The following is a 24,283-nucleotide window of genomic DNA, read 5'->3' as shown; positions in this document are numbered from 1 at the left end:
GCTAAAATTTTTATCGCGGGCTACATCCCATTATGATCAGCTTCAATTATTATTTCATACAGTGTACCCACCTTTTCACCATAACAAAAAAATTTTTATAAAAAGCAATAATTGAGCGATCGCCCATCAAATATCTAATAAGCCGTAGCGCTTTTGTAAAGCCAGCAGCTTCATTCTCGCTTCGCCGGCGTTGTCAGCTAAATCGGCAAACTCCACAAAGCGGCGTAATTCCTTCTTTAACAGATTGCGCTCAACTTCTAGAGTGTTCCTATCCAAATCTGGCGGCAAGACGATCATATCAAAGATGGTAGCGCGCTCCTTACCAGGGTGAGGACGCAAAACTCGCCCCCGCCGCTGAATAAACTGACGCGGATTACCCGAGCTTGATAAAATCACTGCAGTTTGAATTGCGGGAATATCAACACCTTCATCTAAACAGCGAATCGCCACTAAACCCTGTAACTTCCCACTTTCAAATTGACGACGTAATACTTCTCTCTCGACTAAAGAGGTTTGAGCGGTGTAGGTGCTGACTTTATAACCTAGTTCTACACCCAGAATTTTAGCTACAGCTTTGAGTTGTCGCAGAGATGAACGTTGTCCCATCTCTTGAGAACCATCACTGCAATAGAATAGTGTGTGAGTAGTTTCGCGACGAGATGTCATTAATTCCCGCAAAGCCTGTAATTTATTTTCTGCAGCACCAATTAATCTGGCTCGTTGCATTAACAGCGGCTTCAAATCCTCATTATCTTCAAAATCTCCCGCTGCTCGATTTTCTCGTTCTCGATATAGTAATGAGCGCCCAATTCTTTTAGTTAATTTTAAATAAGCAATACTCTCTACTTCCGTTAACTCTACCAGAATGGGATTATACAAATAATGTACCAAAGCACCTTGAGCGATCGCATCCTGGAGCGTGAATTCTGGCTGTAAGACTGGGCCAAAATAATCAAACAAAGATTGCGTACCACCATCATCAAAATACCTTTCTGGTGTTGCAGACAAAGCCAGTCGCAACCCCACACGGCGGGGTAGGCTTTCTTCAAGTTTGGGTGCGCCTAAATTATGTGCCTCATCACCGATAATTAAAGTTCTATCAGGAAAATATTTGAGTTGCGACTGAAACCCGTCTCCAATTAACGTGGAATTGGTAGTAATTACTGTGACAAACCTTTGAGAACCAGAACGCAAATTGTAAATTTGGGTAGAAAGTTGACTTTGCCAATTGCGTAAATTCTCGAAGGCTAAAATAGGTTGCAAGTTAAATTTTTCACATTCTCGCGCCCATTGGGTGACAAGATGACGATAGGGACACACCACTAACAAGACTTGTAAGTTAATCTGCTGGTATAATTCACAAGCGATCGCCAGTGCTGTCAGCGTCTTACCACTACCAGTAGCCATTTTTAGCGTACCTCTGCCATTGTTAGCAAACCAGCTAGTCATAGCTTGTCGTTGATACTGCCGCAATGCAACAGATGCTGGCATTTTGGGGCATCCTGGTAATGGTTGCTGAGTCTGATAACTGCCTTGACTTTCCCTTACTAATGGCAATTTTAATTGGAAAGTAGGCAGTTGCTGCACTGGATTTCGCGTCAGGTACATAAAATGTCAATCATGAAAGTGGTAATGAACCCTAGTAGTTAGTCAGGAGTCAGGAGTCAGGAGTCAAGAGTCAGGAGTTTTTTCCCAGTCCCCAATCCCCAGTCCCCAATGCCCCATGCCCAAATTCAGTTATAATCACGCCAAACGGCAATTAAAGAACCCTGTACCTGCACTTGGATGGCGGGGACTTCGATGGGGGTGTATTTGCGATTGGCGGGTTGGAGGGTAACGCGATCGCCACTGCGATAAAAACGCTTTAATGTAGTACCATGTCCGTCAACTCTGGCGGCGACAATCGTCCCATTTTTGAGATGTTCTGGTTCTGCTACTGGGCGCAGAAAGACTAAATCTCCATCAGCGATTAAATCTTCAATCATGCTGTCGCCAGCTACCCGCAAAGCATAGGTTTGGGGAGGTAAAGTTAAATTAGAAACGTCTAAATGATCTACCGCATCTGTAAAAGGTTCAATTAAACCACCTGCAGCGATCGTACCCAAAATTGGTACACCTGGTGCTGCTGCACGCAAAATCCGAATTGTTCGCGCCTTTCCTTCAGTCCATTCAATATATCCTTTCGTGCGTAAATGTTCTAAACGGCTTTGAATTGGTGCTGGTGACTTCAGATTCATTGCCTGCATCATTTGCCGAATAGAAGGCGAATGCTGGTGTGTGCGGATGTATTCCGCCAGCCATTCATACAGTTCTTGTTGCGCTTCTGTTAAACGTTCCATAAATTTGTTGGGAAATAAATAACAAATGTTCCTAGAACATTAGTACTACAAAAAACTCCCTATAAGCAAGATCCAAAGTGAAAATATCTCAAGACAAAAGAAGAGGATTTACCTAACTGGTACAGATATTTTCTGTTATGGAGATTAGGAGAGACGCGATTATACTCTTACGAGAAGACGCTCTACGAGCGTCTACGCGTCTGTACAAAGTGAAAAGTCTAGCTTTTTGGACTCTTGACAACCTATTGCGTTAAAAATCCGACACGCAGCGTTAGTCCTATTAATTTATTCTGCGCCTAAAATACTAACAAGCAATGCTTTTTGTGCGTGGAGACGATTTTCCGCCTGATCCCAAACGCGTGATTGGGAACCTTCGATCACCTCTTCGGTGATTTCTTCACCACGATGGGCTGGTAAGCAGTGTAAAACGATCGCTTTGGGATCGGCAAGACTCAATAGCTGCTGAGAAATTTGGTAAGGTTGGAAAATCGGTAAGCGATCGTCTGCTTCTGATTCTTGCCCCATACTTGCCCAAACATCGGTGTAAAGTACTGTAGAATCTTTAGCAGCTACTTCTGGATCGTGAGTGAGGAGAACTTCAGTTTTATTATTAGCGATCGCTCGTGCTTGTGCAACAATCGTCGCATCTGGCTCATAACCTTTAGGAGTAGCAATTCTCACATTCATCCCCGCCAACGCACAACCCAACATCAGAGAATTAGCCACATTATTGCCATCACCCACATAGGTCAAAGTTAACCCCGTCAAGTCACCAAAACCTTCTTGAATTGTCAATAAATCTGCTAATACTTGACAAGGGTGTTCTAAATCAGTTAAGGCATTAATCACAGGAATCTTGGCATAATGAGCGAAAGATTCTAACTCTTCTTGTGCAAAAGTGCGAATTGCCAAAATATCTAGATATCGATCTAACACTCGTGCTGTATCCTGTACAGGCTCCCCGCGACTCACTTGGGTAACATTAGGGTTGAGATCAATGACTTGTCCACCTAATTGGTACATCGCCACGGTAAAACTCACCCGTGTGCGAGTTGAAGCTTTAGAGAACAATAACCCCAATACCTTATTACACCGCAACTGCAACTGTTGTGATTTTAGTTGAGTTGCCAACTGTAAAAGTTCTTGAAGTTCTCTAGAATTGAGGTCTCCCAGACCTAATAAATCTCGTCCGATCAACGCTGCCATGCTTCCGATCTGTAAAGAATAATTATGTCTTTCTTTGAGCCAGCTTTACCAAAAAAAATACTACTTTAAAAAATTTACCAGATATCTTTGCGCTCATACTATATTCTTTTTATCTACAAGAGAATATAGTTTTTAGTCATAGATAAAGAGTTACCTGTTGGGGCACCGAATTTTTCTTTACTTTTGATGCTAGACAAAATATTTATTTATGATATAGTGGTATACTGACCAGCGCTTGAAGCTAAAACCAATCAAGCCAGCATAGCACAGTGGTAGTGCATCCGACTTGTAATCGGAAGGTCGTCGGTTCAAATCCGACTGCTGGCTTTATATCGAAAACTGCGCTCTACCTGTTGAGCTACAACTACCGCTTCGTTGCGCGCCTCGATAGAGGTTGTCAAAATAGTATCAGGTTTTTCAGCGATCGCACTACCATTTAGCACGAGCCTAAAAGCCAGTTTTCTGGAGCTTCTAGTCGTCACTGTCAAAGTAATCATTAACACAAAACCCCGCCTGAGACGGGGTTTCGTTATACATACACATAATTAATCAATTGGTAGAGTCGATAGGCGGTATTAACCGTCGCACCTCTGAGTTTTTGTAAAGCTGAACCATATACAGCAACCAACTGCCAAGTTACCCAGGATCAACCAGAAATTTCATTTTTATAGTGTAATTTTTTTTTCAAAGTACACAAACTAATTGCGGGTATAACTCCGAGAATCACGGCAGTAAACCCTTGTCCACTCCAAGACAATATTGTAGATCGGTAGGCAAGGGGAAGAAAATCTTGTAAAAGAGAAAGCAACCAAATTAAGAGACTGATGAAAAAGAAGGAAGCAGCGGGGATAAAATTCCACCACCAAGCACCTGCTGTGTATCTCCGCAACACCAGCCATTGACAAAGCCCCAGCCAAATCCCAGAGAGAATATACGAAATGGTTGACAAAAATCCCAGAATAACTATGGCATCAGGAGAGGAAGTTACATTTAAAGATGCGGCAACAACGACAAAGTATTTAATCCAGGCTGTCGCAACACCGTTGGCAATCAGCCAACCGACACTAGTAGCCAATATCCACAGCCAACCGGATAAATATAAGCGTAAAACAAGTGCTTGATCGGCGGCAAAAATCACTGCAAACACAATGCTGCTTAAATAGCTAATGAAAGTGTTCCCGACAGGCAAATTCCAGCTATTGAGGGTTTTTTCTAGGGCTAAACTGGCAATACCACCCACAACCCATCCCACAAACGTCATAAAGGTGAATTGGATAAAAAACCGCTGGCGTTGTGAACGAGGGATAAAAAACTTTCCTGCTAGAGGATAATTTTGATGAAAGTCCAGATGAGAAGAACTGTTAGAGTCAGTTTGCATATGAAGACAAGTTAAACAGTAACTAGCGCTTTTACAGTGAACAGTGAACAGTTAACAGGGTACAACATCTGAAAATTTAACCAACAATTCCTTGATGGTACAGAGCAAGCAGAGTTATCTGTGGGGTCAATCCAAAATCCAAAATCCAAAATCCAAAATTGTATGACCCCAACTGTAGCCAGATCCCGCAAGTTAACCCACCACTTATATTCGTGGGAGACTCACTCCAGGTAAAGGCTGGCAGCAGTTCTTGTGCTGATAACGGATAACTGTTGAAAAAGCGTAATGCCAGAATGATAAGCTAAACAGTGGCATAAAAAAGTGACTTAGGATGAAGTGTTAAATGGGTGTTCCCTCAACAGCGCCTAATCTCCTGCGGGTAGCTCGTGGTGAAGTAGTAGACCGTCCCCCTGTATGGATGATGCGACAAGCGGGGCGATATATGAAAGCATATCGAGATTTAAGGGAGAAGTATCCTTCTTTTCGCGATCGCTCCGAAATTCCCGAAGTAGCGATCGAAGTTTCCCTGCAACCGTGGAAAGCTTTCCAACCAGATGGAGTAATTTTATTTTCCGATATTGTCACCCCATTACCTGGCTTAGGTATTGAGATGGACATTGCGGAAGGTAAAGGGCCAATTATTTATTCGCCCATTCGCACTCAAGCACAAGTTGATAGCCTGCATCCCCTAGAACCAGAAGCAGCTCTACCATTTATCAAGACTATCTTGCAGGCGTTGCGCCAAGAAGTTGGCAATCAGTCAACAGTATTAGGTTTTGTCGGTGCGCCGTGGACTTTAGCTGCTTATGCAGTAGAAGGCAAAGGTTCCAAAACCTACTCTGTGATCAAAAACATGGCATTCTCTGAGCCAGCGATATTGCATCAACTGTTAACTAAATTAGCAGATGCGATCGCTGTTTATGTGCGCTACCAAATCGACTGCGGTGCCCAGGTTGTGCAAATGTTCGACTCTTGGGCGGGTCAATTGAGTCCCCAAGATTATGACACCTTCGCTCTCCCTTACCAACAACGAGTTTTCCAGCAAGTTAAGCAAACCCATCCCGACACACCTTTGATTTTGCTGGTTAGTGGTAGCGCTGGTGTTCTAGAGAGAATGGCACAATCTGGTGCAGATGTCGTCACTGTAGACTGGTCAGTAGATATGGCAGACGCACGAGCAAGATTAGGACAACACGTCAAAGTCCAGGGAAATCTCGACCCAGGGGTGCTATTTGGCTCTAAATCCTTTATCCGTGAGCGAATTCTAGACACAGTTCGCAAAGCTGGAAATTCAGGACACATCCTCAATCTCGGTCATGGTGTACTACCAGAAACCCCAGAAGAAAATGTCGCTTTCTTCTTTGAAACAGCAAAGCAGCTGAATGCACTTGTTTAGTCATTTGTCAATGGTCATTTGTCAGTAGAGACGGGAAATTTCGCGTCTCTACTCTTAACCTAATTTATGAATAACTGTAGTTTTTCGTTGTGATACCTGCCACTAAAAATTAATTACCAACTAACAACTAAAACTTAAACACTCTCTATGAGTCAAAAACGAATTTTAGTGACTGGTGCTAGTGGCTGTATAGGTCACTATATCAGCGAAGCATTAATTCAACAAACAGAACACGAGCTGTTTCTACTGGTTAGGAACCCAGATAAACTCCGAGTTGATACTCAAGCACGTCCAGGTATCACCGTCTTGCAAGGTGATATGCAAAAAATTAGCCAGTTTGCTGACTTGCTATCAACAATTGATACTGCAGTGCTAACAGCAACAGCTTGGGGTGGTAGTCTCACATTTGATATTAATGTATTGAAAACTATAGAGTTAATCAAACTGCTAAATCCAGACAAATGTGAACAAGTAATTTATTTTTCTACAGCTAGCGTTTTGAATGGGCAAAATCAACCACTAAAAGAAGCGGGGGAAATAGGTACAGATTACGTTAGCTCAAAATATAATTGCTTACACCAATTAGCGAAATTAGCACTTGCACCCAAAATCACCACTGTTTTTCCCACTCTAGTTTTGGGCGGTGATGCCAACAAACCCTATTCTCATCTCACATCTGGTATCCCAGAAGTTACAAAATATATTAATTTAATTCGGTTCTTAAAAGTAGACGGTAGTTTCCATTTTATCCACGGGCGTGACATTGCCACCGTAGTCACATATTTGATTGACAATCCGCCCCAAGAAGATGAACCGCACCGCTTGGTTTTAGGTCAGACAGAGTTAACAGTAGACCAAGCAGTGGAACAAGTTTGCGCTTATCTAGGCAAAAGAATTTACTTTCGCATCCCTCTATCTTTGTCATTAGCGAACTTGATTATCGCTGTGTTCAAAATTCAGATGGCTGCTTGGGATAGATTCTGCATGAGCTATCGACATTTTACTTATGATCATGTGATTAACCCCGCTAGTTTTGACTTGCCTAATTACTGTGCAACCATGAGCGATGTTTTGAACATTAGCGGTGTTGCAGGTGGTAAGAGGTAGTGAGAATTCAGAATCCAGGAATCAGAATATACAAATCATCTGACTCCAAACGTGATGGTAGCTTATGAGTGAAGCAATGTATCCAGAAATTGGTACAACTGTAGACGCGAGGGTTATTTTCTGTAGAGTTGAGGAAGAAGGTAGCTAACGTAGTGGAGATGTAGGGCTGACAGTGCCCACCCTATTTGTTCGTAAGATACTATGAAGGGGTACACAGAAATGGCGTAGCGATCGGGAGTCAACGTATGCAAGCAATTCTGTTAAGCCGTGAAGAGGTTGCCCGACGTGCAAAGCAACTATATGAAAGCAGAATCCGCCAGGAAGTGGAGATAGAAGAGAATATTGGCAAGATGGTCATCATTGACATTGAGACAGGTGACTATAAAGTTGACGAAAATGGCTTACGCGCTGCTGACTACTTGAGCGAGAAACACCCCAACGCTCGACTCTTTGGTATCAAAATCGGATACAACGTTGCTGCATCCTTTGGTGGTGTCATGGAGCGTGTAGTCAAGTGATTTCGGGCATTGTGACTGATGGGCACGCAATTATTGCCATACCATTTCGGATTCCAAACCGCGCTGACTTTCCAATTGAGTTTGTGATAGACACAGGATTTACAGATGAGCGTTGTCTACCATCAGAGGCAGTTGCGCTGCTGAATCTACCCTTCCCCGCAAAATCAAATGACTACTTTCGCACCTTCACGGGCAAATTGCCTGGCAGTAGCTTTACCTAGGCCTTTACTTGCGGCTGTTACTCAGGCAACTTTGCCACGGAGTTGCAAATCCATAATCTTGATTTTTCTATTTACAGCAACTTGAAGCCAAGGTTATTGAGGACTTGACGTAACCTATCGCGTCCTCTCAAAGATTCTACAGTAGCAATCCGCTGTGATGAGTGTTCTGACCAGTCAACACCGATATTGATCTGTTGTTCAGTATAGAAGTCTTTGATCACATCATTGTAATGAGCGATCGCCTCTTCTTGCGGTGATAATTGATAAGTCTCACGGTGCAATATAGCTGACTGGGGCAACCGAGGCTTAATCGCGGCGTTTACTTCAGGATTTGGATAGCCTACTGTCAACCCAAACACAGGAAACACCGCAGGAGGCAAATTGAGGATTGCTGCTACCTCTTCTGGTTTGTTTCTGATGGCACCAATATATACTGTTCCCAAACCTAAAGACTCAGCCGCTAGTGTAGCGTTTTGTGCGGCCAAGCTGGCATCAACTGTGGCTGTCAGAAACAATTCCAAGTATTCCAGCGCTTCATGGGAACTTCCCCGACTCTCAGCCACATAAGCCAAACGAGCCAAATCTGCTAACCAAACTAAGAATAAAGGCGCTTGGCGGATGTGTGCTTGATTTCCCGCCAACTGGGATAATTCCTCTTTGCGTTGGGGATCTTCTACTGCTACCACACTCCAGGTTTGCAGATTAGACGAAGTTGATGCAGATTGAGCCGCTGCGACTAAGGTTTCCAGAGTTCCTGGTGGTAGAGAATCAGGTAAATAAGCCCGGATGGAACGGTGAGACAGCAGTGTGGTTAAGGATTCGTTCCAGTCAACTGGATTGAAGGGAATTTCACCGTAGCGCGATCGCAAGAGTTCGATAGGATTAGTCATATATTTAATGGGGAATGGGGCATGGGTCATCCCCATACTTGAAAGCTGGGGATAATTACCCGGTTTTTAATTACAATTAATCAGGCTGTTTATAGCGTTTTCTGCTCCAGTAAGGTACGGTCTAAAATAATTAAACGCAGATAAACGCAGATAAACGCAGATAAATTTGTACTTCAGTAGCCTAGTCAAGGCTATATACCCAATTAACCTAACTTTTGAGAGCAATTTTGGCGTATTCTTCCTTAGTTAGGGTTGCATCCTTGATATTTAACTGCTTGGGAATCAACTTCAATTGATAGTATAAATCAGCAACTTTTTGTTGTTCAGCTAACAGTTCATCAGTAATGGGTACAATTCCAAAACTTCTTCTGTTAGTTGCCTTTTTCAAAGTTGCTATGTCAATACCTAATACAGGTGCTAGGGTCGAAGCTACTTCTTCTCGGTGGTCTTTAGACCAAGCTTCTAACTTTTGAACTTCTTCTAGAATCGCCTTCAGAGTTTCTGGTTGCTCAGTTGCAAACTTCCGGGCTGCTAGATAATATCCACCCTGTTTATTAATACCTGTACCATCAATTAGCGGACGAGCTTTAATCCCTTCTTCAGCCGCTGCATAGAATGGGTCCCAAATTACCCAAGCATCAACACTACCTTTGACAAATGCTGCACGGGCATCAGCTGGTGGTAAAGATATTGGTTGGATATCAGTATACTTTAATCCGGCTTTTTCTAGAACGTTCACTAACAACAAATGGGCACTAGAACCTTTTTGAAAGGCGATTTTCTTGCCTTTAAGCTCAGTAATTTTTTGAATGGGGGAATTTTGGGGTACAAGAACCGCTGAACCAGCAGGACTAGGGACAATACCAGCAACGTAAGTTAGTGCAGCGCCAGCTGCTTGGGCAAATATTGGTGGTGATTCTCCCACTGGGCCAATATCAATGCTACCCACATTCAAGGCCTCTAAGAGTTGTGGCCCTGCTTGGAATTCAGTCCACTCGACAGTTACACCCTCTGGTGTTAAACGCTTTTCTAAGACACCCTTGGTTCTGAGCAAAACAGTTGATTTTTGATAGCCAAATCGGACAACTTTCCCTTTACTGGGAGCCGAATTGCTAGCAACTGTCGCATTAGGATTAGGAGCAGTAGCTGTTGGTGAATTACTTGGTGCAGGCGAGCAGGCGGCGAATAATAAACTCAGACCTATACCCACAACAAAAGCCCCTGTTATGGGTACAGGAAAACCAGAGAAACGAAATTGAAGTTTTCCAAATTTTATCAATGATATCCACTTCGCAATTAAGCGGCTGTAGATGAGGTTAATCATGAGAATGACATCTCCGAAGAATATTAAATACTATAATCCTACAGAGTTACCGGAGTATATAGATAAATTTAGGATAATTGTCAAGAGTCATTGGGAATTGGGCATTGATAGTTTCTCCCTCATCTTCCTGCTCCCTGCCCCCTGCCCCCTGCCCCATTCCCTACTCAAATAAATCTGGTTCGTCCCGTGCCACCCTGTCATAAAGTGGCTGAAAGCTGAACCATCCGCCTTGGTGTGATCCCACTTGAGTTTGGGTTAAACGTGCGGTTTCATGTTCTATAATGTGGGGTCTACCTGCAGCCTCAGCTAAGAGTTGTGCCTGGCTAGAACGCTCTAAGGTAATAAACCACCAAGCGGCTTCATCTACTGTATGCCCTACAGTTAACAGTCCGTGATTACGTAGGATGATGGCTTTTTTACTACCCAAGTTCTCGGCAATCCGCTTGCCTTCGGAGGTATCTAGGACGACACCTGTATACTCTTCAAAGACGCTATGGTCTTCGTAGAAAGCACAAGCATCTTGAGTTAGGGGGTCAAGGGGGCGACCCAAACTAGACCAAGCTTTACCATAAATTGAGTGGGCGTGAGCAGCTGCAACGACATCAGGTCGAGCTTCATGGATTTGGGAATGGATGGCAAAAGCGGCGCGATTCACGGGGCGATCGCCTTTGACAACTTCACCCTCTTTATTGACTAAAATCAGGTCAGAAACTCGGATATGACCGAAGTATAAACCGAAGGGATTCACCCAAAAATGGTCGGTAAACTCTGGGTCACGGGCTGTAATATGGCCAGCGACACCCTCACTAAATCCAAACTTGCCAAACAGACGAAAAGCGGCTGCTAGCCGTTGCTTACGGTGTAAGCGTTCCTCTTCCACTGTCTCGAATACGGGGGGTTGTTGTCTATTAAATGCTGACATGTGCTTTTTCCTCCTCTTCTTGACAAGGAGCATTGGAATATCCAGAACGGAATGATTTGACGCTGTGGGATTCTGGGATAAATTGGTGTCGCCAGACACAGCCGGTATCATTCCCAAGAACATGAATAGATACAGAGGGAATTTGAGATATAGTTTTGACGGCGTGAATATCACCGTGTGGAGGTAAGAGACGGTAAATATCGCCTGGTTTTAGCGATCGCTCTTCCACCACTTCTAACTCTGCATGTCCTTCAGCATGTCCATGATCTACGCGACGATAAACTATCTCTTCTTGATTCCCTTGATATAAACCAATTAATCCCCAAGCCAAATGGTCATGGACAGGGGTTTGAGAACCAGGGGGAATCACCAAGCTAAAGACTGTCAAGGAGCGATCGTGCGATCGAAAAAGTAGCCACTGGCCAATACCGCCACCCATCCCACTAGCCGGGTTAATTTGGGCATATTCTTCAGCTAGCCATCCCTTTTGGGCGAGTAGCTCTTGAAAATATGGTTCTAATCTGTTGAGTGTTTCCACTCGGTTATCAGCAGTACTGTTGCTAACTTCCCGGACTGTCGCCACAAAGTCACGAAGCTCAGGACTCTCAATCCACCATTGGTCTTCTGGTAAAGGTTCTAGAATACTTTGGTTCGTCATTTATCTTCCTCGCTTTGGCAAGCGACCGACATTAATACTAATTTTTTTATCTTTAGTAACAACATTACTAGTTATTTTGACACCTGGGTTAATCTTAAAACCTAGTTGTTCTAGTTTTGGTTGAGAAAGAGATTCTGTAAGGATAATTGTAAATGGATAGCGCTGGAACACAGCAGCTTTACCTTGTGACAACAACTTCCTGGCATGGCTAATGCGTACTGGGTATAACGGTTGTTTATTGGCATCGATCAGAAATACTTTAGTCATTCGTTACAATCCTTACGAGTTAGCCTAACTAGGCACAGCTTTTAATTACTTTCTGGTGAAACTTGGTAAAGCACCGCATTCCTGAGGGCTGAGAACTGCCGCAATTTTAGGCGAACACAGGCGCTTGTTGTTCCCGTCGTTGCACTTCATCTCTCACTAAGGGAATTACATCACGACCATAGGCGATCGCATCTGCTAACGGATCAAATCCCCGAATCAGGATAGTAGTCACCCCAGCATCGTAGTAATCTACGAGAGACTCAGCTACCTGCTCAGGTGTACCCACCAGGGCAGTAGTATTACCATAAGCACCTGTAGCGGCAGCGATCGGTGTCCACAAGCGCTTATCGTGGATTTCGCTTTCTTGAGCAAACTGTAGTAACCGATGAGAGCCTACTGCTTGGGGACGTGCTGATACAGGCTGATTTCCCGTTGTGCCAGACCGGATCTCTTTAATCCGCGATAAAATTGACCTTGCCCGCTCCCAAGCTTTTGCTTCTGTATCGCCCAAAATTGGCCGTAGCGACACACTAAATTTGGGCGATCGTCCTGGCGGTGCTGCTGCTTTCACTTCCGCTATCCGTTCTTTCACTGCGGCAATTGGTTCTCCCCACATAGCGTAGACATCGCTGTGCTTGGCTCCTACGGGTACTGCTGCACCAGAAGCACCCCCAAAGTAAAGCGGTATGTGAGGCTGTTGTACAGGCTTCACATCCGAGAACGCATCTTTCACACGATAGAATTCGCCCTCATAATCAAAGGGAGTATCACTCGTCCACACCCGCTTGACAATTTCCAGGTATTCATCTGTACGCCGATAGCGAGTGTCATGATCAAGCCAATCACCATCCCGTTGTTGTTCAGCATCACTACCGCCGGTAATGATGTGTACAGCAATTCTTCCACTGGTGAAATGGTCGAGAGTTGCAGCTTTGCGAGCGAAAAGTGTGGGATTCACGAAACCGGGACGATGAGCAATTAAAAACTTCAAGCGGTCTGTAGCCGCTGCTGCGAATGATGCAACTGTTAAGCCATCTGGGCCTGTTGAGCCGTAACCCACCAGCACCCGATCAAAACCGGCATTTTCATGCGCCTGGGCAAACTGGCGAACATAAGCCGGATCTATGGAACCACCTGTGATAGAGACCGTTGGTCCATCCAACTCAGACAATTTTCGCGTGCCGATCATTCCGATCAATTCAATTGGCATGTATATCTCCTGAAAAAATTACCACCCAATATAGGGACTGGGGACTGGGGACTGGGGATTGGGGATTGGGGACTGGGGATTGGGGATTGGGGACTGGGGATTGGGGACTGGGGATTGGGGATTGGGGATTGGGGACTGGGGATTGGGGACTGGGAAGAGAGGGAAGCATTAATTCTCTTTCCTCCCACACTCCCCCATTCCCCTTATCTCCCTCATCCCCCTTATCTCCCTCATCCCCCTTCCTCCTACTTAGCCGTAGGACAGACAACCGCAGCAACATCTACTTTTTTTGGCAAGATTTTCTGCGCTAGCATCCAGTCAGCCGTCTTCTGAATTTTGGCTACATCATCAGCATTAGGTGTTGCCAGTTCCTGTGGCCCCTGATTGTCTGTCACCTGCTTGGCTACAGCCGGAGATATTTTAATGTCCTTGACCAGAAATTCAGCTGATTTTGCCGCATTTTTGTTCAACCATGCGTACTCTTCACCCAAAGCGCTAAAAGCTGCTTGCACTGCCTTAGGAGACTTAGCCGCTGTGTCATTACGAACAAGCATGACGCTATAAGTTGGCGCTGGATGGGTTGTGGTAATTCTCCTAGCACCATGCTCTAATACAGCCAGTGAAACATACGGTTCCCACACTGCCCAAGCGTCTACAGTTCCTTGATAGAGGGCAGGCCCAGCGTCTGTAGGCCCTAGAAAGACACGTTGGACTTTGTCTTTAGAAATCTTCTCTTTTTCTAAAACTTTCAATAGTAGGTACTCACCCGCACCAGCTTGATTGACAGCAACTTTTTTACCTACAAGGTCAGCAGGCTTTTTGATATTAGAGTTACCACGGACGACGATCGCACTACCTAATGCTTCAGGTCTAGGACGCTGCACCGCACCAATACATATTTCTTGCCCAGCAGCGATCGCCGACAAACCAGGAATGTCTCCACACCCACCTATGTCTGCTTGATTAGCACTAATTGCTTGGAGTAAACTTGCACAACGGTCAAAGGGGCCTGCCCATTCAACTTTGATATTCTGAGCAGCTAGTTTCTTTTCTAACTCCCCTCTTTGCTTGGCGATTGGTACTGCACCACCCTTTTGGTATCCCAAGCGAATGCTATTGCTTTTATCTTTAGTCTCATTACTGACATTCTTCACGGCGGAATTCACTGAGTCAACTGACTTGGTTCCAGCACATCCAGAAAGTGTTACACTTAGCCAGGAAGCAACCAGCAGTAAAGCACTGAGTTTTTTCATTGAACGTAGTGGCAATAGAAATAACAAACTTTTAAGCTGTATCAAAAAATTTTAGTACTCCTTAATCCATAAGGAAATTCATAAGAAAGATGAGAGCCTAGAGATAAACTCTAGTACTCTCGGATTAACCGCCCATTTAGCTGTGATATCAGTTGCCTTAAAACTACAGTAAGTCGCTCGGAGAACAGTAGATTTAGGGTACAAGCAAAAATTATCACAGACAAATTTAAAATGCAAGGGGTAGAGCAGATAAGCTATAGCAATTCTTAGATGAATGAAATACACTTTCCGCAAAGAAGTCAGGAGCCAGAATATTGAATCGGGTGCATCCCAATTTGGCAGATTTATTTTGTAGTGCGATCGCGTAGCGTGTCCGTTGGCGCAGCCTCCCGCAGGGAAGGACAAACATCTTGCTCGCTTTTATCCATGACGCGAGCGAGACGCTCGCACTAAATATTCCAATATGGGATGCTCCCTATTGAACCCTTCTGAATTCTGATAACCCAATCAAGGGCGTATTGGAGCCGACGGAGAACCGTGGTTTACAGGTAAGCCGGAATAACAAAAATTGAGAATAAGTCAAGTATTTTATACTACATTTTCAAATTTTACATTGCTTTAAATAACTTACTTATATGACTCATCTATGCAATAATGAGCGACTATAAGAAATAACTCCGGTTAATCTATCGATTTAATGTAGTATTGAGGTTCAGAGGCTGTACTGAAAATTTTGTTGTGAATTTTTACCAAATTCATCGAGCAAGGGAACAGTTTTTCTTGTTCCCTGTTCCCTCTTTAATGACAAACTAACAACAACATCAGAATATGTCGTATAAACAACTGGGAGAAAGTGACCTCAAAGTTTCTGATATTTGCCTTGGGACAATGACTTATGGGCAACAAAACACAATTGAAGAAGCCCATCAACAGCTAGACTATGCCATTGCTCAAGGAATTAACTTCATCGATGCGGCTGAGATGTACCCAGTACCGACCAGTGGCGAAACTTACGGATTAACTGAGAAGTACATAGGAGAATGGTTAAAAAATCAGCAGCGCGATCGCATCATCGTTGCTACTAAAATTGCTGGACCAGGTAGAGGCTTTAAATGGGTACGCGGCGGAGCTAAAGCCATTGACAGAGACAATATCAAACAAGCTGTAGATGATAGTCTCCAGCGATTACAAACAGACTATATAGACCTTTACCAAATCCATTGGCCAGACCGTTATGTACCCCGGTTTGGACAAACAGTATTCGACCCAGAACAACTAGGAGAAACCATTCCCATCGTTGAACAATTAGCAGTTTTTGCCGATGTCATTAAAGCCGGCAAAATTCGCTACATCGGCTTGAGTAATGAAACCCCGTGGGGAGTAGCCCAATTTAGTAACGCTGCTAAACAGTTAGGATTACCCAAAGTTGTTTCCATTCAAAATGCTTACAACTTGCTCAATCGAGTATTTGATTCAGCATTAGCAGAAGCAGTTTATTACGAAAATATTGGTTTACTAGCCTATAGTCCTTTAGGCTTTGGCTTATTAACAGGCAAATATCTTAATGGTAAACCAGAGAAAGCCAGAATCACCTTATTTGAAGGATTTGGTCAGCGCTACCGCAAACCAAACGTCAAAGAAGCCGTAGCAGCTTATATAGAAATAGCCCAACGCCATCAAATAAGTCCAGCCCAACTGGCGATCGCCTTTGTGCGGAGTCGTTGGTTTGTCACCAGCACCATCATCGGGGCTACCACACTAGAACAACTCAAAGAAAACATAGAAAGTGTGAACATCGTCCTCAGCAAAGAAATCCTCGCAGAGATAGATGCAGTTAGCGATCGTTATCCCAATCCCGCACCCTAAATCAGTGAACAGTTAACAGTTAACAGTTAGTTATCAAGGCGTAAGGAGTAAATATTAGTGGGTACATTACAAAGTTATCATTTAATTTCCACCTGGAAAAGTTTGCTCCGAGTTGACCAGCATCGTTCATCTAAAACATTTTTGTGGCTATTGATTGCTCAATCTTGTTTGAGTTTGATAATTTCTGGTTGTACTTCTAGCAACCCTGTTAATTCCACTGTTAAAAACGTCAGCAATCAGAGCCAAAATACTGTAGTAGCAAAAAATCCTGAGTCGCAGAAACAAACAGTAGTTCGCATTGGCTACATTAAGGGCAGTCTCTCTGCCATAGTCAAAGAACGCGGTACATTAGAACGCGAACTAGGTCCCAAGAATATCAAGATTGAGTGGGTAGGAACCTTCCCGTCTTTTGCACCTGTATTAGAAACAATCAACGCTAAAAGTTCTGATTTAGGGGCGGGTGGCGATATCGCTGGTTTATCTGCTTTGTCTGGTGGGATAAATGCTTGCATCATTGCTCACCGACCAGCTAATCGTAACTCAGAAGGAATTGTGGTTCATGCAGATTCCCCTATCCGGACATTTGATGATCTCGCCGGTAAAAAAGTGATTGTGAATCGAGGCGGGATTAGTGAACATCTACTCTTAAAGCTTTTAGAAAAGAAAAAAATTGCTAAGGAGCAGGTAAAACGAGTTTACATGAAGCCCGATGAAGCTCTACCCGCTTGGGCCTCCCGTCATGTAGATGCTTGGGCTGTTTGGGACCCTTGGGTGGCGACTGCTGAACTCAAGTATAAAGCTAGACAAATTCCTTTGCCTGCTACTGTTCCCCATTACTCACTTTACATGGTGCATCGAGAAGCATTTGCTGAAAAATCTGCAGCCATTAAAGATGTAATTGCTATCCTTTCCAAGGAAGCTGAATGGCTGAATAAACATCCCCAAGAAAATCAAGCCCTATATCAAAAAGTATCAGGTTTGCCACCAGAAGTTGTGAAGAAAACTTTTGAACGCCGACCAGTTGATGGAGTGCTTCCTTTAAATCCGAAATTGGTTAATGAACTTCAAGATGCAGCTGATTGGTTACAACAACAGGGCGTAGTTCAGAAAAGAGTGGTGGTAAAAGATGCACTCTGTCCTAATACTTAATTGCAGGAATAGTACGCCTGATAACTGTTAACTGATAACTGATTTAAAAGTAGGGTGGGCAATGCCCACCAAAACCTGGATCTGGTGGGCAATGCCCACCCTACTGCTACTGCTGTTAACAGAAGCGATGAATCGCGATAAGTGATTTGAAAGTTTGGTTAGTGTCTGTGTCGCTTCGTGACACTAACAATTTAAGATTTGGGATTTTGGATTGAATATCTATCATCCCAATACTGTTCAAAAAGTCCTATTCACAAAGGAACTTAAACATGGCTGAAATCACCATCTATAGTGCAGTCGTTTGTCCTTATGCTCACCGTACTCGTTTGGTACTCCAAGAGAAGGGCATTGACTTCGATTTAGTTGAGATTGATTTGCAGAACAAACCAGAGGGTTTTACAAAAGTTTCTCCCTATGGTAAAGTCCCGGCTATCACTCACGGTGATGAACGGGTTTGGGAATCAGCAGTCATTAATGAGTATCTAGATGAGGTATTTCCTCATCCGCCTCTGTTACCCAGCAATCCTATTGCTAAAGCACAGGCTCGCATCTGGGTTGATTTCGCTAATACTAGATTCGTTCCCGCTTTCTCTAATCTTTTGCGGAATCCAGAACCCCAAAAGCAAGAGGAAGCTAAACAGGAACTATATAAACATCTGGAATTCATCGAAAACGAAGCTTTCGGTAAGCTTTCTCAGGATGGCCCCTACTGGTTTGGTGAGTCTATCAGTCTAGTTGATTTTACCTTTTTCCCCTGGTTTGAACGCTGGGCTGCACTGAGAGAGTATCGCGGTTTTGCGATACCGGCTGAATTTACCCGGATCAAGCAATGGAAACATGCTCTCAAGGAGCGTGATTCAGTGAAAGCGATCGCACACTCTAAAGAATTCTACATCGAGCGCTACGCTAAATTCGCTGCTCCGGCTGTTGCGGCTGTCAGATAAAAGGAGGGCGGGAAAACCCCGCCCCTACAAGTTTTGTGATTTAAACCTGTACCTCACTGATCTGAAAATCTCTATAATCCCCCATTTAGTGTAAAAGAGGGCTTTTAATTGAGTACAAAACTAAACTACGATAAGTCTATCGAGATAGTGATATTTTATGGCAAACTCTAAAAAAGTTAGTGACAATCTGAGTGTTGCTGGACAAGTAACTCCTGAGCAGTTACAAAAAGCAGCCCAAGCAGGTTTTAAGTCAGTGCTAAATCTGCGCTCTCCTGATGAAGTAGGCTTTTTGAGTGACGAACAGCAACAAACAGAAGCGGCCGGATTGGAATATGCAAATGTCCCTCTACGTCCTTCAGAAGCAAATCAGGAGCTAACAGCAGCAGCAATTGAAGAAATTGAGAATTTGCCCAAGCCAGTTTTAATACATTGCGCTGCTGGAGCTAGAGCAGGTGGTATCGCTTTGATTGCCACTGCTATTGATCAAGGTTTGACTTATGAACAAATTACGCAAAAAGCTACAGAGCTTGGTATTAATTTAGAGCAACCGCACCTCAAGCAATTCCTCCTAGAGAGGTATATTGAAGTATGAAGTATGAAGTATGAAGTATGAAGTCTGAATTCTGAAGTCTGAATTCTGAAATTACCCTATCCATAAAGCGAAAAGTTCTGTGGGTTTGGAGTTGAGGTAACTCCAAAAATAAGCAAGGCTTAACCTATCAAAAATAGTCTCAAAATAATTGGTGTAAGTCTTGCTGAAAATAAAATTGTGTAGATCCAATGAGTAACTCCACATTAGGTCGTTTGGGTGAACTTGCCCAACTCTTTTTCAAATTGGGCGTTATCGGTTTTGGGGGCCCGGTTGCTCACATTGCCATGATTGAAGATGAGGTAGTCAAACGCCGCCAGTGGTTGACACGAGAGCATTTTTTGGATCTTATTGGTGCAACTAACCTGATTCCTGGGCCGAATTCTACAGAGATGGCTATCCATGTGGGTTATATCTATGCAGGATGGTTAGGGCTGATTGTTGCAGGTGTCAGTTTTATTTTACCTGCAGTGCTAATTACAGGTGGTTTTGCTGGGATTTATGTCACTTATGGCACTTTGCCGCAAGTCGCACCCATACTCTATGGCATTAAGCCTGTTGTTCTAGCTGTAGTGATCAATGCTCTTTGGGGCTTGGCAAAAAAGGCAGTAAAAACTCGTAAGTTGTTAGTGATTGCTTTAGCTGTTGTCGTTATATTATTGGTGTTGAAACTGAATGAAGTATTTGCCCTGTTAATTGGGGGAATATTGGGGATGATTTGGTTGCAGAGTGGCAATAAAAAAACCCCACCAGCAGAACAGGCTAACTTTTTAATTGCGAGTTTAACCACAGGTGCAACTTTGAAAGCAACAGTAGCTAGCGCCGCAGTGGCTACTGCTTCCACCCCAGCCAATGTTCCTTTATGGCAGTTGGGCTGGTTTTTCCTCAAAATTGGTAGTGTTTTGTTTGGTGGTGGTTTTGTATTGATCGCGTTTCTGCAAGGGGAATTGGTGGGTGAGTATGGTTGGTTGACGCAACAGCAATTATTGGATGCGATCGCTATCGGTCAGTTTACCCCAGGGCCAGTCCTTTCTACTGCTACCTTTATTGGCTACATCATTGCTGGGGTTCCCGGTGCAATCGTCTCTACCTTGGGAATTTTCTTACCATCTTTTGTGTTCACTGCAGCGCTGAATCCCCTCGTTCCTCGGTTACGCGCCTCGAAGTGGACAGGTGCGTTTCTCGATGCTGTGAATGTAAGTGCTGTAGCCTTGATGGTTGTTGTCACCATCCAACTAGTGGTAGCTACTTTAACTTTAGCAAAAGCCCCATTTGTAGATTTTCTGGCTGTGGCGATCGCTATTAGTTCTGCAGTTTTGGCCATTCGCTTCCGCATCAATGCTGCATGGCTGGTTTTAGGTGGTGCTGTTATTGGTTCGGGCGCTGCAGTTTTGGGTTATGTGCGTTGAGATGAGGGACTGGGGACTGGGGAATGGGGAATGACAAATGACCAATGACCAATGACAAATTATATATCTATGAAGATTTTTAGTGGGAATCGGCTTCAACAACAAGAGCGTACAGCGCAAACGAAAAAAGGTTTGTTGAGAAGTTTTTGGGCAATATTGGCGTTGGGTGGTGTTTTGAGTGTGACTGCTAGCAATGCTCAAAATGCGGTTGTTGCACAGACACCACCAAACTTGTCAAATGTCACCTTACGCGTGGCTAAATACAAGGGCGGTTGGGATTTGCAACTCAAGTTAGCTGGACTGGATAAATTCCCCTACAAAGTAGAGTTTACGGAGTTTACTGGCGGGAACCTGATGACGCAAGCAATCAACGCCAATGCGATTGACTTGGCTTCTGGGAGTGAAATTCCCCCGATTTTTGGCATTCAATCCAATGCGGCTTTGAGGCTGATTGCTTCCACAAGGGGACCAACGATCGCTCAAACCTTACTCGTACCCAAAAACTCCAAAGCGAAAACAGTTGCTGATCTCAAAGGCAAAAAAATCGGATACGTCAAAGCCACCACAGCCCATTATTTCTTGATTAAGATGTTGGAAGAAGTGGGGCTGTCACTAAAAGATATTAACGCCGTCGCTTTGAGTATCCCTGATGGACTTTCTGCCTTTAGAAGAGGCGATTTAGATGGTTGGGCTACCTACGGTTATGCGATCGCCCAAGCGAAAAAAGACGGAGCGAGGGAACTAAAATCGGCCAGGAATATCCTCAGCGGTAACTTTTTGATTTATGCAGCGCCTACTGCTGTTGCAGATCCTAACAAAAAAGCGGCGATCGCCGATTTCCTCTGTCGGATTAAAAAATCGCAAGATTGGCGAGAAGCAAGCGCCAAGAATTTAGATAATTGGTCTACAAAATATGCAGAAGCCATTGGAGTCGAGAAAAAAGTAGTCCTTGATGATGCTAAAGAAGGCTTAAAACAAAGGCGATCACAATTATTCCCCATCTCGCAACCAGCGATCGCCTCTCAGCAAAACGTCGCTGATACTTTTGCGAAAACTGGTGTCATTACATCTAGGGTGAACGTAGCACCCTTGTGGGATGGAACTTTCACCGATGCAATTAATAAATGCAAATAGTTAATCAGTATTAGCAGCAAGAAGTTTACGAACGCTGGGGGAACGAAAACCGAGAATAATATCTTTTCGATCAACCCCACGTTTAATTAATTCTCGATCGATAAAAATCTCTGTACTGTTGTGCTGAATCCATATTTGACCATCGATAATGTCCAGTTGCATCGCGCACCCGTAAATACGGTATTCATTTCGCCATTCGTTATGCATGACTAAATAGCGATGCCTGCGGCGGGGCAAAGCCCAACGCGTATTGGATCGAAAATTAACTGTGCTTGCACATCGTTAGTAGCAAATTCTTGTAAAAAATCACATACAATTTGGCGGTATTTATCTATTCGATCCATTGTTCTATGACCTCCCGAACGGGATTATAATTAATCAATCGAACCTTGTATTTTTCAATGACTGTTTTAGCTGGTTCAAAACGTAGAAAGGTCTGATAAGATACCCCCCTGTAGTCCCCCCTTGGTAAGGGGGGACGGCGATAGCCGGGGGGTGAATTATATGCAGCTTCACAAAGAAACGGTATAAGGTCTATATTATAGCGGGGAATAGGGAACTCTTAACGGCGAATATACTTGCAAGTCTACTGTAAGTCGGGGATTTGTCGATTTCTCTATTTGCTCCAAATACGCCTATTAAGATTTAAGTCCTCAACGATTCCTAGCATTAATTGTATATTCTCAAAATACTCTTTCATGGGATTAAAACTTAGCATCGTGTTGAATAACTTAGGTTCAAATATATCTTCTGTATACTCAATAGCAATATATATCATACTATCTACAAAAGAGATATACATTTTTTTATGTGCTTTCTTTCTAAATTTAACCAGCTTTGCCATTAAGTTTGTAGACAGAATATATCTTGCTTCAACTTGGTCATCTCCATAGACAGTAAACAACTTATTAAATTCAGGATCTTCTAGTTTAATTATTTTTCCTGTATTTACAGCATGAAGATTTGCATCTAAAATCTTAGGTATGATTATGGTTTTGCCCTTTGAGGTTTTATTAAAATCTGCCTGAAAAAACAGACCTTTGAAAATGGTTTGTCGAGATACCTCATTATTTAATATTTCTTCTTTAAAATGTTTATAATCTATCTTTTGACCACGGGCTATTCTAGTAATTACATAGGGTCCGCCTTTAATAAATCTAATCATCAAACTAATAGTATATATGGGCAACATTAAGACAAATAGACGCCTAGTAATAAATCTAGGAATTATCCATGAGTCTAGAGTTTTAAAATGATGCGTAAAATCTAGATATTTTGCCCAAGCATGTTTAATTTCCACCTCAGAACAAATTTCTGAAAAGAAGATTAATGTTGCATCTATTTTGCCAAAAATACATTCATTCTGGTGAAGTTTGTTAGGTTTAACTAAGCTTTGAAAAAGTTGGCTATGGATGAAGCCAGACATTGTATAGTTTGTATCTGCTTCTGATGAATAACTTGAATAGTTGAGATTTTTATCGGTATTAATAAAATCAAAAATTTTCTGAATAATCTTTGATTTAAAACCACTAGCATAGGTTTCTGTCGCTGAAGTGTAAAATGCAACTCCTACCCAAAAACAAGCCAAAAAACCTAACAGAAAGAAGAAGACAACAGATAATGGCGGTTTTAGTGAAGATGAGGAATAAAAATTAAAAAAATTGAATGGAAAAAGTCTGATTAAAAATCCTACTATAAGTAATAAAATAATAGCTACAAAAACTATAGAGTTCAAAACTTGTTGTCTAGTTGCTTCAATAGCTTTCAAGTCACTTAATAAGTTCTGTTCACAGAAAGTTTTAAACTCAGCTAAAGTTCTCATTTTTATTCCCACAGGAGTGGCTGCTCCCCCTGTTGGTGTAGACTGAATTTCTGGTGTAGTGGGTGCTGTTTGTTCTGGTAATAAAGTCGAGATAAATTGTTTAGCCCAAATCTGCACTACTTCTTGCTCGCTAGTGGTAAGCTGCTGACAAAGTGCGATCGCATCCTCTAACTGTCCATTACCTTTATAAGCTTTAACCAGCCAAATCTGAGCTTGAGAATAGTCTTTAGTCCCCACATCAGCCTTTTGAAAAAACTCCTCAAAAGCTTGAATAGCCTCAGCATAGCGCCGGAATTTAACAGCTTTTTGTCCCGCTAGCAGTAATTCAGCCGCTTGTTCTGGTGTTAAACTTGGCTGTGGTACTACCAAAGAACTAGGCGGTAAAGACGTAAGAATTTGCTGTGCCCAAGCTTGTACTTGAGAGTTTTTATTTTCTGCCAATTGTTCACATAAAACACGAGCTTCTTGATATTTTTCCGTCGAGTGATATGCTTTAACTAAACCCATCTGCGCCTGCAAATATTCCTTTAGCATCATTTGGGAATTTACTTCGCATAGCTGACAAAAATTTTCTAGTAAGCTAATAGCTTCCGAGTATTTTCTTTGCTTAAGAGCTTCCAAACCAGATTGCAATATTCCTAATTCATTTGACATGCACTTTCCTCAAAAATATATAAATAT

General features: G+C 43.1%; 26 protein-coding genes and 1 tRNA gene. 11 read left to right on the top strand and 16 right to left on the bottom strand.

The annotated features are described in order from the left end of the window. Positions 1-126: 126 nt before the first annotated feature. The 3 genes from CAL7507_RS21800 to argF all read right to left on the bottom strand — a co-directional run bounded on the left by CAL7507_RS21800 (position 127) and on the right by argF (position 3,545). Complete coding sequence (locus CAL7507_RS21800; RefSeq protein WP_015130662.1) at positions 127-1,608, bottom strand: DNA phosphorothioation system restriction enzyme; 1,482 nt, start codon at positions 1,606-1,608, stop codon at positions 127-129. A 125-nt stretch (positions 1,609-1,733) separates the two neighbouring features. Next, positions 1,734-2,339 carry a transcriptional repressor LexA gene (lexA, locus tag CAL7507_RS21795; RefSeq protein WP_015130661.1) on the bottom strand — a complete coding sequence of 202 codons (606 nt, stop codon included), beginning with the start codon at positions 2,337-2,339 and terminating at the stop codon, positions 1,734-1,736. Between the two features lie 285 nt (positions 2,340-2,624). Next, a complete protein-coding gene (gene argF / locus CAL7507_RS21790) occupies positions 2,625-3,545 on the bottom strand; it encodes an ornithine carbamoyltransferase (protein WP_015130660.1) in 921 nt (306 codons plus the stop codon). Between the two features lie 255 nt (positions 3,546-3,800). On the opposite strand from argF, the gene CAL7507_RS21785 reads away from it, so the two are divergent. Further along, positions 3,801-3,872, top strand: a tRNA-Thr gene (locus CAL7507_RS21785). Here the strand turns inward: CAL7507_RS21785 and CAL7507_RS31015 are convergent. Together CAL7507_RS31015 and CAL7507_RS21780 are read right to left on the bottom strand one after the other, a co-directional pair. Then, complete coding sequence (locus tag CAL7507_RS31015; RefSeq protein ID WP_083862918.1) at positions 3,854-4,042, bottom strand: hypothetical protein; 189 nt, start codon at positions 4,040-4,042, stop codon at positions 3,854-3,856. The genes CAL7507_RS21785 and CAL7507_RS31015 overlap by 19 nt on opposite strands. Before the next feature lie 149 nt (positions 4,043-4,191). Continuing rightward, positions 4,192-4,923, bottom strand: a complete 732-nt coding sequence (locus CAL7507_RS21780; RefSeq protein ID WP_015130659.1) for a hypothetical protein — start codon at positions 4,921-4,923, stop codon at positions 4,192-4,194. Between the two features lie 343 nt (positions 4,924-5,266). On the opposite strand from CAL7507_RS21780, the gene hemE reads away from it, so the two are divergent. The 4 genes from hemE to CAL7507_RS21760 all read left to right on the top strand — a co-directional run bounded on the left by hemE (position 5,267) and on the right by CAL7507_RS21760 (position 8,165). Next, on the top strand, positions 5,267-6,319 hold the full coding sequence (gene hemE, locus CAL7507_RS21775; protein ID WP_015130658.1) for a uroporphyrinogen decarboxylase: 1,053 nt from the start codon (positions 5,267-5,269) through the stop codon (positions 6,317-6,319). Between the two features lie 147 nt (positions 6,320-6,466). Continuing rightward, positions 6,467-7,426, top strand: coding sequence for an NAD(P)-dependent oxidoreductase (locus CAL7507_RS21770; RefSeq protein ID WP_015130657.1), 960 nt, complete (start codon positions 6,467-6,469; stop codon positions 7,424-7,426). A 245-nt stretch (positions 7,427-7,671) separates the two neighbouring features. Further along, a complete protein-coding gene (locus tag CAL7507_RS21765; protein ID WP_015130656.1) occupies positions 7,672-7,944 on the top strand; it encodes a hypothetical protein in 273 nt (90 codons plus the stop codon). Beyond that, positions 7,941-8,165, top strand: coding sequence for a hypothetical protein (locus tag CAL7507_RS21760; RefSeq protein ID WP_015130655.1), 225 nt, complete (start codon positions 7,941-7,943; stop codon positions 8,163-8,165). Before CAL7507_RS21765 ends, CAL7507_RS21760 begins: the two co-directional genes overlap by 4 nt. A 71-nt stretch (positions 8,166-8,236) precedes the next feature. Here CAL7507_RS21760 and CAL7507_RS21755 read toward each other — a convergent pair whose 3' ends face one another. The 8 genes from CAL7507_RS21755 to CAL7507_RS21720 form a co-directional block, all read right to left on the bottom strand. Then, on the bottom strand, positions 8,237-9,055 hold the full coding sequence (locus tag CAL7507_RS21755; protein ID WP_042342376.1) for an NADPH-dependent oxidoreductase: 819 nt from the start codon (positions 9,053-9,055) through the stop codon (positions 8,237-8,239). Positions 9,056-9,263: 208 nt separating this feature from the next. Next, a complete protein-coding gene (locus CAL7507_RS21750; protein WP_015130653.1) occupies positions 9,264-10,379 on the bottom strand; it encodes a sulfonate ABC transporter substrate-binding protein in 1,116 nt (371 codons plus the stop codon). A gap of 160 nt (positions 10,380-10,539) precedes the next feature. After that, the gene (locus tag CAL7507_RS21745) at positions 10,540-11,301 is read right to left on the bottom strand and encodes a class II aldolase/adducin family protein (protein WP_015130652.1); all 762 of its coding nucleotides are present in this window, start codon (positions 11,299-11,301) and stop codon (positions 10,540-10,542) included. Continuing rightward, positions 11,288-11,959 (bottom strand): hypothetical protein, encoded by a 672-nt coding sequence (locus CAL7507_RS21740; protein WP_015130651.1) that lies wholly within the window; start codon positions 11,957-11,959, stop codon positions 11,288-11,290. The genes CAL7507_RS21745 and CAL7507_RS21740 overlap by 14 nt, the downstream gene beginning before the upstream one ends. Then, positions 11,960-12,226 (bottom strand): RRXRR domain-containing protein, encoded by a 267-nt coding sequence (locus CAL7507_RS21735; protein ID WP_015130650.1) that lies wholly within the window; start codon positions 12,224-12,226, stop codon positions 11,960-11,962. 106 nt (positions 12,227-12,332) lie between these two features. Then, positions 12,333-13,436: an LLM class flavin-dependent oxidoreductase gene (locus CAL7507_RS21730; RefSeq protein WP_015130649.1), complete on the bottom strand. Its 1,104-nt coding sequence runs from the start codon at positions 13,434-13,436 to the stop codon at positions 12,333-12,335. Next, positions 13,426-13,605 carry a hypothetical protein gene (locus CAL7507_RS32440; RefSeq protein ID WP_042341463.1) on the bottom strand — a complete coding sequence of 60 codons (180 nt, stop codon included), beginning with the start codon at positions 13,603-13,605 and terminating at the stop codon, positions 13,426-13,428. The genes CAL7507_RS21730 and CAL7507_RS32440 overlap by 11 nt, the downstream gene beginning before the upstream one ends. A gap of 76 nt (positions 13,606-13,681) precedes the next feature. Further along, a complete protein-coding gene (locus CAL7507_RS21720) occupies positions 13,682-14,689 on the bottom strand; it encodes an aliphatic sulfonate ABC transporter substrate-binding protein (protein WP_015130647.1) in 1,008 nt (335 codons plus the stop codon). Positions 14,690-15,517: 828 nt separating this feature from the next. On the opposite strand from CAL7507_RS21720, the gene CAL7507_RS21715 reads away from it, so the two are divergent. The 6 genes from CAL7507_RS21715 to CAL7507_RS21690 all read left to right on the top strand — a co-directional run bounded on the left by CAL7507_RS21715 (position 15,518) and on the right by CAL7507_RS21690 (position 21,780). Further along, entirely contained in the window at positions 15,518-16,555 is a 1,038-nt protein-coding gene (locus tag CAL7507_RS21715) for an NADP(H)-dependent aldo-keto reductase (RefSeq protein WP_015130646.1), read from the top strand. Between the two features lie 57 nt (positions 16,556-16,612). After that, on the top strand, positions 16,613-17,704 hold the full coding sequence (locus CAL7507_RS21710; RefSeq protein WP_015130645.1) for an aliphatic sulfonate ABC transporter substrate-binding protein: 1,092 nt from the start codon (positions 16,613-16,615) through the stop codon (positions 17,702-17,704). A gap of 269 nt (positions 17,705-17,973) precedes the next feature. Further along, positions 17,974-18,648 (top strand): glutathione S-transferase family protein, encoded by a 675-nt coding sequence (locus CAL7507_RS21705; RefSeq protein ID WP_015130644.1) that lies wholly within the window; start codon positions 17,974-17,976, stop codon positions 18,646-18,648. A gap of 157 nt (positions 18,649-18,805) precedes the next feature. Continuing rightward, positions 18,806-19,240: a beta-lactamase hydrolase domain-containing protein gene (locus tag CAL7507_RS21700; protein ID WP_015130643.1), complete on the top strand. Its 435-nt coding sequence runs from the start codon at positions 18,806-18,808 to the stop codon at positions 19,238-19,240. 188 nt (positions 19,241-19,428) lie between these two features. Next, positions 19,429-20,646 carry a chromate efflux transporter gene (gene chrA / locus CAL7507_RS21695; protein WP_015130642.1) on the top strand — a complete coding sequence of 406 codons (1,218 nt, stop codon included), beginning with the start codon at positions 19,429-19,431 and terminating at the stop codon, positions 20,644-20,646. Between the two features lie 51 nt (positions 20,647-20,697). Then, entirely contained in the window at positions 20,698-21,780 is a 1,083-nt protein-coding gene (locus CAL7507_RS21690) for an ABC transporter substrate-binding protein (RefSeq protein ID WP_236556789.1), read from the top strand. Here CAL7507_RS21690 and CAL7507_RS33185 read toward each other — a convergent pair whose 3' ends face one another. The 3 genes from CAL7507_RS33185 to CAL7507_RS21680 form a co-directional block, all read right to left on the bottom strand. Continuing rightward, positions 21,781-21,987 (bottom strand): element excision factor XisI family protein, encoded by a 207-nt coding sequence (locus CAL7507_RS33185; RefSeq protein WP_236556788.1) that lies wholly within the window; start codon positions 21,985-21,987, stop codon positions 21,781-21,783. Positions 21,988-21,989: 2 nt separating this feature from the next. Further along, a complete protein-coding gene (locus CAL7507_RS33480; protein ID WP_255348320.1) occupies positions 21,990-22,124 on the bottom strand; it encodes a hypothetical protein in 135 nt (44 codons plus the stop codon). Between the two features lie 272 nt (positions 22,125-22,396). Next, positions 22,397-24,256, bottom strand: a complete 1,860-nt coding sequence (locus tag CAL7507_RS21680) for a DUF3137 domain-containing protein (protein ID WP_015130640.1) — start codon at positions 24,254-24,256, stop codon at positions 22,397-22,399. Between the last annotated feature and the right edge of the window lie 27 nt (positions 24,257-24,283).

It is taken from the genome of Calothrix sp. PCC 7507, assembly GCF_000316575.1.
Lineage (GTDB): Bacteria > Cyanobacteriota > Cyanobacteriia > Cyanobacteriales > Nostocaceae > Fortiea.
This window is presented reverse-complemented; position numbering and strand designations above follow the sequence as displayed.

Bases quoted from the DNA above. Each gene is read 5' to 3' on its own strand.
- CAL7507_RS21765 (WP_015130656.1), top strand. From the start codon at position 7,672: ATGCAAGCAATTCTGTTAAGCCGTGAAGAGGTTGCCCGACGTGCAAAG.
- hemE (WP_015130658.1), top strand. From the start codon at position 5,267: ATGGGTGTTCCCTCAACAGCGCCTAATCTCCTGCGGGTAGCTCGTGGT.
- CAL7507_RS33185 (WP_236556788.1), bottom strand. From the start codon at position 21,987: ATGCATAACGAATGGCGAAATGAATACCGTATTTACGGGTGCGCGATG.
- CAL7507_RS21705 (WP_015130644.1), top strand. From the start codon at position 17,974: ATGGCTGAAATCACCATCTATAGTGCAGTCGTTTGTCCTTATGCTCAC.
- CAL7507_RS21745 (WP_015130652.1), bottom strand. From the start codon at position 11,301: ATGTCAGCATTTAATAGACAACAACCCCCCGTATTCGAGACAGTGGAA.
- CAL7507_RS21700 (WP_015130643.1), top strand. From the start codon at position 18,806: ATGGCAAACTCTAAAAAAGTTAGTGACAATCTGAGTGTTGCTGGACAA.
- CAL7507_RS21720 (WP_015130647.1), bottom strand. From the start codon at position 14,689: ATGAAAAAACTCAGTGCTTTACTGCTGGTTGCTTCCTGGCTAAGTGTA.
- CAL7507_RS21800 (WP_015130662.1), bottom strand. From the start codon at position 1,608: ATGTACCTGACGCGAAATCCAGTGCAGCAACTGCCTACTTTCCAATTA.
- CAL7507_RS31015 (WP_083862918.1), bottom strand. From the start codon at position 4,042: ATGATTACTTTGACAGTGACGACTAGAAGCTCCAGAAAACTGGCTTTT.
- CAL7507_RS21680 (WP_015130640.1), bottom strand. From the start codon at position 24,256: ATGTCAAATGAATTAGGAATATTGCAATCTGGTTTGGAAGCTCTTAAG.
- CAL7507_RS21740 (WP_015130651.1), bottom strand. From the start codon at position 11,959: ATGACGAACCAAAGTATTCTAGAACCTTTACCAGAAGACCAATGGTGG.
- CAL7507_RS21755 (WP_042342376.1), bottom strand. From the start codon at position 9,055: ATGACTAATCCTATCGAACTCTTGCGATCGCGCTACGGTGAAATTCCC.
- CAL7507_RS21780 (WP_015130659.1), bottom strand. From the start codon at position 4,923: ATGCAAACTGACTCTAACAGTTCTTCTCATCTGGACTTTCATCAAAAT.
- CAL7507_RS21750 (WP_015130653.1), bottom strand. From the start codon at position 10,379: ATGATTAACCTCATCTACAGCCGCTTAATTGCGAAGTGGATATCATTG.
- argF (WP_015130660.1), bottom strand. From the start codon at position 3,545: ATGGCAGCGTTGATCGGACGAGATTTATTAGGTCTGGGAGACCTCAAT.
- CAL7507_RS21735 (WP_015130650.1), bottom strand. From the start codon at position 12,226: ATGACTAAAGTATTTCTGATCGATGCCAATAAACAACCGTTATACCCA.
- CAL7507_RS21770 (WP_015130657.1), top strand. From the start codon at position 6,467: ATGAGTCAAAAACGAATTTTAGTGACTGGTGCTAGTGGCTGTATAGGT.
- lexA (WP_015130661.1), bottom strand. From the start codon at position 2,339: ATGGAACGTTTAACAGAAGCGCAACAAGAACTGTATGAATGGCTGGCG.
- CAL7507_RS33480 (WP_255348320.1), bottom strand. From the start codon at position 22,124: ATGGATCGAATAGATAAATACCGCCAAATTGTATGTGATTTTTTACAA.
- chrA (WP_015130642.1), top strand. From the start codon at position 19,429: ATGAGTAACTCCACATTAGGTCGTTTGGGTGAACTTGCCCAACTCTTT.
- CAL7507_RS21715 (WP_015130646.1), top strand. From the start codon at position 15,518: ATGTCGTATAAACAACTGGGAGAAAGTGACCTCAAAGTTTCTGATATT.
- CAL7507_RS21690 (WP_236556789.1), top strand. From the start codon at position 20,698: ATGACAAATTATATATCTATGAAGATTTTTAGTGGGAATCGGCTTCAA.
- CAL7507_RS21730 (WP_015130649.1), bottom strand. From the start codon at position 13,436: ATGCCAATTGAATTGATCGGAATGATCGGCACGCGAAAATTGTCTGAG.
- CAL7507_RS32440 (WP_042341463.1), bottom strand. From the start codon at position 13,605: ATGCTTCCCTCTCTTCCCAGTCCCCAATCCCCAGTCCCCAATCCCCAA.